The sequence below is a fragment of the Bacillus coreaensis genome, assembly GCF_050586445.1.
GTDB classification, from domain to species: Bacteria; Bacillota; Bacilli; order Bacillales; family Cytobacillaceae; genus Robertmurraya_A; species Robertmurraya_A coreaensis.
Genome location: NZ_JBOCCY010000026.1, coordinates 19576 through 27955, shown reverse-complemented (window position 1 = coordinate 27955; position 8380 = coordinate 19576). Strand labels below are relative to the sequence as shown.

Annotated in this window: 8 protein-coding genes; 4 read left to right on the top strand and 4 right to left on the bottom strand. The window is 38.8% G+C overall.

The features are described from left to right. Positions 1 to 140 precede the first annotated feature (140 nt). Positions 141 to 614, bottom strand: coding sequence for an S-ribosylhomocysteine lyase (locus ACQ5H4_RS22680; RefSeq protein WP_066057584.1), 474 nt, complete (start codon positions 612 to 614; stop codon positions 141 to 143). 150 nt (positions 615 to 764) lie between these two features. On the opposite strand from ACQ5H4_RS22680, the gene yidD reads away from it, so the two are divergent. Further along, a complete protein-coding gene (yidD, locus tag ACQ5H4_RS22675) occupies positions 765 to 998 on the top strand; it encodes a membrane protein insertion efficiency factor YidD (protein WP_430777130.1) in 234 nt (77 codons plus the stop codon). Here the strand turns inward: yidD and ACQ5H4_RS22670 are convergent. Next, the gene (locus ACQ5H4_RS22670; protein WP_430777129.1) at positions 995 to 1561 is read right to left on the bottom strand and encodes a beta-class carbonic anhydrase; all 567 of its coding nucleotides are present in this window, start codon (positions 1559 to 1561) and stop codon (positions 995 to 997) included. The two genes, yidD and ACQ5H4_RS22670, sit on opposite strands and share 4 nt — an antisense overlap. Before the next feature lie 215 nt (positions 1562 to 1776). Between ACQ5H4_RS22670 and ACQ5H4_RS22665 the strand changes: the two genes are divergently transcribed. The 3 genes from ACQ5H4_RS22665 (at position 1777) to ACQ5H4_RS22655 (ending at position 5741) form a co-directional block, all read left to right on the top strand. Next, on the top strand, positions 1777 to 2781 hold the full coding sequence (locus ACQ5H4_RS22665) for a metal ABC transporter solute-binding protein, Zn/Mn family (RefSeq protein WP_430777128.1): 1005 nt from the start codon (positions 1777 to 1779) through the stop codon (positions 2779 to 2781). 514 nt (positions 2782 to 3295) lie between these two features. After that, positions 3296 to 4657, top strand: coding sequence for a cytochrome ubiquinol oxidase subunit I (locus ACQ5H4_RS22660; protein WP_430777127.1), 1362 nt, complete (start codon positions 3296 to 3298; stop codon positions 4655 to 4657). A 34-nt stretch (positions 4658 to 4691) separates the two neighbouring features. Then, entirely contained in the window at positions 4692 to 5741 is a 1050-nt protein-coding gene (locus ACQ5H4_RS22655; protein ID WP_430777126.1) for a cytochrome d ubiquinol oxidase subunit II, read from the top strand. Between the two features lie 53 nt (positions 5742 to 5794). On the opposite strand, the gene menC is transcribed toward ACQ5H4_RS22655, so the two are convergent. Continuing rightward, positions 5795 to 6904: an o-succinylbenzoate synthase gene (gene menC, locus ACQ5H4_RS22650; RefSeq protein ID WP_430777125.1), complete on the bottom strand. Its 1110-nt coding sequence runs from the start codon at positions 6902 to 6904 to the stop codon at positions 5795 to 5797. Continuing rightward, positions 6894 to 8363: an o-succinylbenzoate--CoA ligase gene (locus ACQ5H4_RS22645; protein WP_430777124.1), complete on the bottom strand. Its 1470-nt coding sequence runs from the start codon at positions 8361 to 8363 to the stop codon at positions 6894 to 6896. The genes menC and ACQ5H4_RS22645 overlap by 11 nt, the downstream gene beginning before the upstream one ends. Between the last annotated feature and the right edge of the window lie 17 nt (positions 8364 to 8380).

Below are 8380 nucleotides of genomic sequence, written 5' to 3'. Positions count from 1 at the left end.
TTCGATGTTGACTTATCGTAGGGCGGAGAGCGAAGGACACTAGGCGCTAGGGCGCTGGAGCTAGACAATTCTCAAAGTCGAAAATATTATACTTTCTTATCTTATAAAAAATAGCCGAGCAAAAACGCTCGGCTAAACTTTTAAGCAAATACCTGTTTCAAATCTTCTTTTGATTGTTCAAGCCAAAAACGCATTAATCGTTTAGCTCCCTCAAGGTCGTGAAGCTTCGCTTGGCCACATTGTGTTTCATTAGCTGCAGGAATTTCAACGATTTCCACGGCTGATTTCATCGTATCCTCTAATAGATCAATAATTTCTTCTACCGAAGGCTCCCCACTTACCACGAGATAATAACCTGTTTGACACCCCATTGGAGAAATATCAATAATATCAAAATGGCTGTATTTTTCCGCATGCTCACGAAGGTTAAATGCTAATAAGTGTTCCAACGTATGAATAACATCTGGCTTCATTGCTTGCTTATTCGGCTGACAGAATCGAATATCAAATTTATTAACAACTCCATCACTTCCCACTTTATGTACTCCACAATGTCTTACATATGGGGCTTTCACTGCATTATGATCTAGTTCAAAACTTTCTACAGAAGGCATATGTTTCACTCCTATTCATTCAATTTCTTTTATCAGTATACAACAATTATTACGCATTATCTCTACTTACTCTTATGCCATTTTTTAGACTAATTTCCCTATCTATGTTATGTTGTTCGTAAATAGGAAAGAGGAAAGTGAGAGATTTACATGTTAAAAAAGGCGATGATGGCCTTTATCCGTTTCTATCAAATTGCCATATCTCCGCTTAAACCGCCAAGCTGTCGCTTCTATCCAACTTGCTCACACTATGGATTAGAGGCCATTGAAAGATTTGGACCAATAAAAGGTGGTTACCTAACCATTAAACGTTTATTAAAATGTCACCCATTTCATCCAGGTGGGTTTGATTATGTTCCAGAAAAAAAGGAAAAAAAGAATTAAATGCCCTCATATCCATTTTCAACAGCGTCTAATCTACCTGTTTCAGGATCAATGACAAGTCCATGTACAGGAACTCCTTTTGGAAGAAGAGGATGCTTCTTAATCATGTCCACACTGTGCTTCACGCTATCAGACACATTGTCAAATCCATGCATCCACTCAGAGACGTTAATGCCAGAGTAGTTTAGCATATCAAGCGTCTCTTGAGTAATTCCCCGCTCTTTCATGCTTTCGATGACTACATCAGCCTTCATTCCACTCATTCCACAATCATAATGACCAATGACCAAAACTTCATCTGCCTGCAACTGATAAACAGCTACAAGTAAACTTCTCATAATACTTCCAAACGGATGCGTAACTAGTGCACCAGCATTTTTTATGAGTTTTACATCCCCATTTGACACGTTCATCGCTTTTGGTAAAAGCTCTAGTAATCTTGTGTCCATACAAGTTAAAATAACTAGGCGTTTGTTTGGGAATTTTGTTGTTGTAAATTCCTCATACCGTTTTTCTTCAACAAACTGTTGATTATACTCTAAAATTTCATCTAACAGTCTCATCCTAGTACCCCCTTTTTTATACTTATGACTATAATACAAGATAATTGCAAAACTAGACAATTTTTATGGTTGCATATTTCTCTACTATTAGGTAATATAACTAATGTAAATCGTAACCGTTTCGGATTATCTATTAAAATACAAAATTACAACTATTATTATATACTTTAAATCGAAATAATTACGTTTTATCTATAATTGAGAGGAGAGTAAGTATGTTTCGTAAATATACAGCAATTATTTTTATGATAATCATTGCCACATTTCTAGCAGGTTGTCAGGGTGACACAACGGAAACCAATCAAGAAAACGATAAACTATCCATCTATACAACCGTTTACCCATTACAGTACTTCACAGAACGCATAGGTGGAGATTTAGTAAAAGTCACATCCATTTATCCTAACGGTGCAGATGAACACTCTTTTGAGCCATCTCAAAAAGACATGATTGATCTTGCAGATTCTGACCTTTTCTTTTACATTGGTCTAGGTTTAGAAGGTTTCGTTTCAAAGGCAGAGGAAGCATTAAAAAATGAAAACGTCACGTTAGTAGCAACTGCTGAACATATCACATTTGAGGAGCATGAAGAAGAGTCTACTGAGGAACACGCTCACGAAGAAACGACAGAAGAGCATGCGGAAGAAACTGAAGAAGAACATGCTCATGAAGAAGAGGATGAACATAACCACGGTGATGTAGACCCTCATGTATGGCTTGACCCTATTTATTCGATTAGCCTAGCAGAAGAAATTAAAGAGCAGCTTCTTGAAAAACTACCCGATCACAAAGAGCAAATCGAAGAAAACTTCGCATCACTAGAAAAAGAATTACAACAATTAAATGAGGAATTTACTGAAGTAACAAGCACAGCAAAACACAAGGAATTTTTAGTATCTCACGCCGCATTCGGTTACTGGACTGAGCGTTACGGGCTTGAGCAAATCAGCGTATCAGGTTTGGCCTCAACAAATGAGCCTACTCAAAAGGAGCTTGAAACGATTATCGCTGAAGCAGAGGAACATGACCTACATTATATTTTCTTCGAGCAAAATGTAAGCTCAAAGCTAACTGAAATTGTTCAAAAGGAAATTGGTGCAGAACCATTAACTCTCCATAATCTTTCAACCTTAACGGATGCAGACGTAAAAGAAGAACGCACGTATTTTACCATCATGAAAGATAATCTTGAAGCATTGCAAACCGCTTTAAACGAATAGTATTCGTTAGCCCCCTCGTTATTTGAGGGGGTTTTTTGCTGTTTTTAGATTTATTTTTGATCTATTTTCATGAAATTGATGGCATTTTCTTTAAAACAGCTCTGGAATGCCTTAATTCTATGTGTATTTGCTTTCTCATGTGGTTCTTCTCCGTATATTTGCTAGATATTTTGCGATTTTCAGATTTTATTTGCGATTTTCAAAATTTATTTGCGATTCTCAGATTTTATTTGCGATTCTCAAAATTTATTTGCGATTCTCAGATTTTATTTGCGATTTTCAAAATTTACTTGCGATTCTCAGATTTTATTTGCGATTTTCAAAATTTACTTGCGATTCTCACATCATATTTGCGATTCCATCTAAGAATCTCAATTCGCCCCACCTCACGATTTCCCCCCATCCATTTTCTGTCACTATATTGCCTTATTTCTTGTGAAAATAGGAAAAGATTACATATTTATTTTTTATTAGAAAAGAATAACGTGGTGAGTATATTGAAAGGGAGATCGTAATGGATGATTTACTAATTGCACGCTCGTTATTCGGAACTACTATGGGTTTTCATATTATTTTTGCAACCATCGGGGTAGGCTTGCCTTTTATGATGCTTACGGCTGAGCTTATGTATCAAAAAACGAAAGACCAGGAGTACGTAGTTATGGCTAAGCGCTGGACAAAAGCCTTTGCCGTACTACTTGGTGTCGGGATTCCAACTGGTACAATCGCTGGAGTTCAACTATCCCTTTTATGGCCAGGATTTATGGAAGTCATCGGTGTCGTCATGGCCCTACCCTTCCAAATTGAAATATATGCTTTCTTTATTGAAGCACTATTTATGTCCATTTATGTATATGCCGCTGAGCGTATTCCTCCTTGGGCTCGAATTACAAGCCTCGTACTTGTGGCGCTCGGTGCTTTAGCATCTGCCGTTCTCATAACGAATGTTCACGCTTGGGAAGGGACACCTACTGGATTCAGAATTGAAAACGGAATGATAACCGATGTTGATCCATGGGCAGCATTTTTTAACCCAAGCTTTATTGTCACAGCGGGACATGTGGCGTTATCTGCCTATACAACAGGTGCATTTGTGATTGCGTCCGTATCAGCCTATAAACTATGGCGAACAGAATTTAATACACGAATTTACCATTTTCACAAAAAAGCATTAACTCTTAGTCTTATTGTTGGAGGAATATTTTCACTATTAACCGCCATAAACGGACATGAATCTGCTCAATATTTGCATGAATATCAACCGGAAAAACTTGCCGCAGCAGAAGGATTATTTGAAACTCAATCACATGCCCCACTCGTCATCGGAGGATTTACTGACCGTGAAACCGAAGAGGTTAAGTACGCCATTCACATTCCTTGGGCACTTAGTTTTTTAGCAGGAAATAGCTTTGATACCGTCGTTAAGGGACTGAAAGAATGGCCAGAAGAAGAATGGCCACCGCTATTTGTTCACACCCTATTCAATGGAATGGTAGGCATAGGATCTTTACTAATTTTATTACCTCTACTCGCTTTACTATGGATAAAATTTTTGAAAAAAGAAAAATATCCCCGTTGGATTCTTTCGACTTTTATTGCCTCTGGCCCTTTAGCAGTATTGGCGATTGAATTTGGATGGATTTTTGCTTGTACCGGAAGACAACCTTGGACGATTTATCGCGTGCTATCTACAGCAGATTCGGCGACAACGGCAACAAATTTAGGTGTATTATTTCTAGCATTTGCAGCTGTATACGTCATTCTAGGGGTTTCAGTGGTCTTTGTCCTTCTATATTATTTTAGAAAGAACACCGTTGCGGATGATTTACATCGAGCCGAACAAAAGGGTGTACCACTTTATGGATCCAATACGTAACGAGGCACCATTATATATGGAGGAGTGAAAATAGATGACTGATGCATTACTAGCCATTACTGTGTTATGGGGATTTGTATTCATCTATGCGGTTATGGCAACCATGGACTTTGGCGCCGGATTTTGGTCTATGATTTACTTTAATAGAACGCAGACTAAGGCTACAAACATCGCTAACCGATATTTGTCCCCCACATGGGAAGTAACCAACACATTTATTGTTGCTCTTGTTGTTGCTGTGTATAGTTTATTTCCATCCGCAGCTTATACGCTTGGAACCGTATTGCTTATTCCAGGCAGTATGATCTTGCTTTTGCTTGCCTTACGAAGTGCGTTTCTCGTTTTCTCAAATATTGCATCTGAATATCGTAAACCACTAACATATATCTCTGGAATTACCGGTATCCTTATTCCAGGATTACTCATCAGCGTACTTCCAATTACACATGGCAACTATATCGACTTTGCAGATGGCCACCAAACCCTTAATCTTATAAAACTTTTTACCAGTGCCAATGAATACGCGTTTATTGGATTTGCAATAAGTTCCACTTTGTTTTTATCCTCCTTATTGCTTGCAGACTATTCAAAAACAGCGGAAGAATATGAGGCCTATGCTGTATATCGAAGAGATGCGATTATTCTAGGTCCGATCTCTCTGGCAATGGCTGTTCTTATTATGTTTACGCTCCGAACAGAAGCACCTTGGCTTTACGAAAAAATGATGGATAATCTGGCGTTTTTAATCGTATCGGTTGTGTTTTTTGTCATTGGAGGGCTTGGATTGTTTTTACCTTCTGTCACTGGGGGACCAAAGGGAATGCCTCGCCTTACTGTCATTGCCATAACGATTCAATACTTACTTGCAAGTCTTGTCTACGGACAAGCGCACTTGCCTTACATTGTTTACCCAGAGGTGACCATTCAAAACGCATTCACTGATCCGAATTCGTTCCGGGCTATTTTCGCAACCTACATAGCCGGTTTCGCCATCCTCTTCCCAGGTTTCTTTTATTTCTGGACATTATTTATGAATGATAAAAGATATCTACAGCAAAAACCACCAGAAGAAACGAAGACATAAAAAAACGTGCCCGATATTTGGCGTGAGGCCAAATGGGGGCACGTTTTTTCTAATTATAATTTCGTAAAACTTTCCTCAAAAATCGTTACGTCTTTCAGCCTCTCACGATTTATCTCAAACCCTATACCAGGACCATTTGGAACATCAATCATTCCATTACGGACAATGACTTCAGGAGTTGTAATGTCCTCTTCCCAATATCGGCTGCTAGCAGAAATATCTCCGGCAATCGTAAAATTAGGTAGAGAAGCAATAGCGATATTGTGCGCTCTGGAGATACCAAATTCCAGCATTCCACCACACCAGACGGGTACTCCTTTTTCCAAACAATAATCATGAATGTCCTTTACTGTTTGAATGCCGCCTACTCTGCCAGCTTTTATATTAATTACCCGGCAGCTTCCTAGCTCAATTGCTTTCTTGGCATCGTCAAAAGTGACAATACTTTCATCTAAACAAATCGGTGTTTGGAGCACGGATTGTAGCTTTGCATGCTCAACAATATCATCGTGCCCTAAAGGTTGTTCGATCATTAGCAATCCAAAATCATCTAGTGCCTTTAATCGATTGATATCCTTTAATGTATAGGCAGAATTTGCATCGGCCATTAATTGAACATGGGGAAAATGAGATCTGATTGATTGGATATAATCATAATCATTTTGTGGAGAAATTTTTACCTTTACACGTTTGTATCCGTTCTCAAGATTTCTTTCAATTTGCAAAAGAGTCTCTTTCATCGATTTAGCCCCAACCACTACTCCTGATGGAATGTTATCTTGAGTTCCTCCAAGCAGGCTCGATAATGACTGATTTCTTTCCTTTGCATATAGATCCCAAATAGCCATTTCAAGACCTGCTTTGGCCATAAAGTTTCTCCGGAGTTTGTTAAAAATCGGAGTGGCCTCACTCGGATGTTTAATGCGACTACGAAAAAGCAATGGGATAAAAAATTCTTTTAACATATGTAAGGAGGTTTGAACGGTCTCTTCCGTATACCATGGAGAGGAAAAGGCTACTACCTCTCCAAGCCCAGTCACTCCGTCTCGATTCATGACCTTTATGACAATCCCTTCTCGTTCATGCACCGTACCTAAATGAGTGGTAAACGGAGTCTTTAACTTCATGGAGACAACCGATAGCTTAATTCTCTCAATTCTCATTAGAAGCTCCGCCTTTTACCCATTCTTTCAAACTTCTTCTTAAAAGCTTATTAGACGCATTTCTTGGGAGCAGGTCAACTAACATGACCCTTTTAGGAACCTTATATTTCGCTAACTTGGATGAAGAATATTGTATGATTTCTTGTTCTGTTATAGATGTATTCCTAACAACAAAGGCTACCGGTACTTGTCCCCATTCCTGATCTTCTACACCAATAACCCCCGCCTCTTGAATAGCAGGATGCCCTTGTAAAACTCCTTCAATTTCCGCAGGATAAATGTTTTCTCCACCTGAGATAATCAAGTCTGAACGGCGATCCTGCACATATAAGAAACCTTCTTCATCGATATATCCTATATCCCCAGTTGCAAACCATCCATCTTTTTGGTGCGAACCCTCTTTATTCAAATACCCTTTCGTGACATTCGGACCTTTTACAAAAATTTCTCCTGATTCTAACGGCTGCTGTTTCAAACCATCAGCATCAACAATTTTCAACTGTGATGGAAAAAGTGCCTTTCCTGCCGAACCTAATTTGCTCAAGCTATATTCAGGAGATAAAGTTACAAATTGAGAGGCCGTTTCGGTCATTCCGTACGTTTGATAAACAGGAATTTGTAACTCCACACATCTTTCTAATAATGAAAGTGAAGCTGGTCCCCCTCCTAAAAGCATACAGCGAAAATGACCCGGCAACTGGCTATCCAAGTGCTCTAATAATCGGGAAAGCATCGTACTTACCACAGACATCGTTGTTACTTTCTCAGACTTTATATCTTGTAACGTTCTTTCCACGTCAAAGCTCTCGTGCAACACCATCTTTATTCCATAAATCACACTTCTCATTAAAATGGAATACCCACTAATATGAAAAAGGGGAACTGCACATAGCCACCCATCGCTATCTTGCAATCCAAGATTTAAGCTTGAACCAACTGCGCTCCACCAATGATTTCCATACGTTTGCATAACCCCTTTAGGAGAACCCGTCGTTCCGGAAGTATACATAAGTGAGCAAACCTCCTCCAAAGCTACTTCATTAACAAGAGGTGGCTCAAAAAATGGTGTTTGAAACAACTCATTTTTGTAGACGACACGTACATCTAATTGTTCCGCTTTTTCTTTAAACAATGATTCCGTAATTAAAAAAGCTGAATTTGAGTCCTTCAACTGATAATTCAGTTCTTCTGGAGTTAATCTTGTGTTAAGTAAAACTGCTTTTATACCAAGTAGCTGTAATGATAACAATATAACGACGCTTTCGGAATGATTCGATAATAACAGTGCAACGTATTGATCCTGTCTCATTCCATATGCGTGCATTCGACCTGCTACATCGACACATTCGGCATATAGCTGTTGAAATGTGTAGCGTTTATCTTCAAATACCAACGCCGTTCGACTAGGTGTCAAAAATGCTCTCTTTTTAAGAAAATTTGGCATAACTTCAATTGACAATTTTTTCACCCTCTTCC

What these genes read in the sequence shown, in the direction of transcription:
- ACQ5H4_RS22670 (WP_430777129.1), bottom strand. Translation starts at nt 1,561, where the DNA reads ATGAGACTGTTAGATGAAATTTTAGAGTATAATCAACAGTTTGTTGAA.
- ACQ5H4_RS22665 (WP_430777128.1), top strand. Translation starts at nt 1,777, where the DNA reads ATGTTTCGTAAATATACAGCAATTATTTTTATGATAATCATTGCCACA.
- ACQ5H4_RS22660 (WP_430777127.1), top strand. Translation starts at nt 3,296, where the DNA reads ATGGATGATTTACTAATTGCACGCTCGTTATTCGGAACTACTATGGGT.
- menC (WP_430777125.1), bottom strand. Translation starts at nt 6,904, where the DNA reads ATGAGAATTGAGAGAATTAAGCTATCGGTTGTCTCCATGAAGTTAAAG.
- ACQ5H4_RS22680 (WP_066057584.1), bottom strand. Translation starts at nt 614, where the DNA reads ATGCCTTCTGTAGAAAGTTTTGAACTAGATCATAATGCAGTGAAAGCC.
- ACQ5H4_RS22655 (WP_430777126.1), top strand. Translation starts at nt 4,692, where the DNA reads ATGACTGATGCATTACTAGCCATTACTGTGTTATGGGGATTTGTATTC.
- yidD (WP_430777130.1), top strand. Translation starts at nt 765, where the DNA reads ATGTTAAAAAAGGCGATGATGGCCTTTATCCGTTTCTATCAAATTGCC.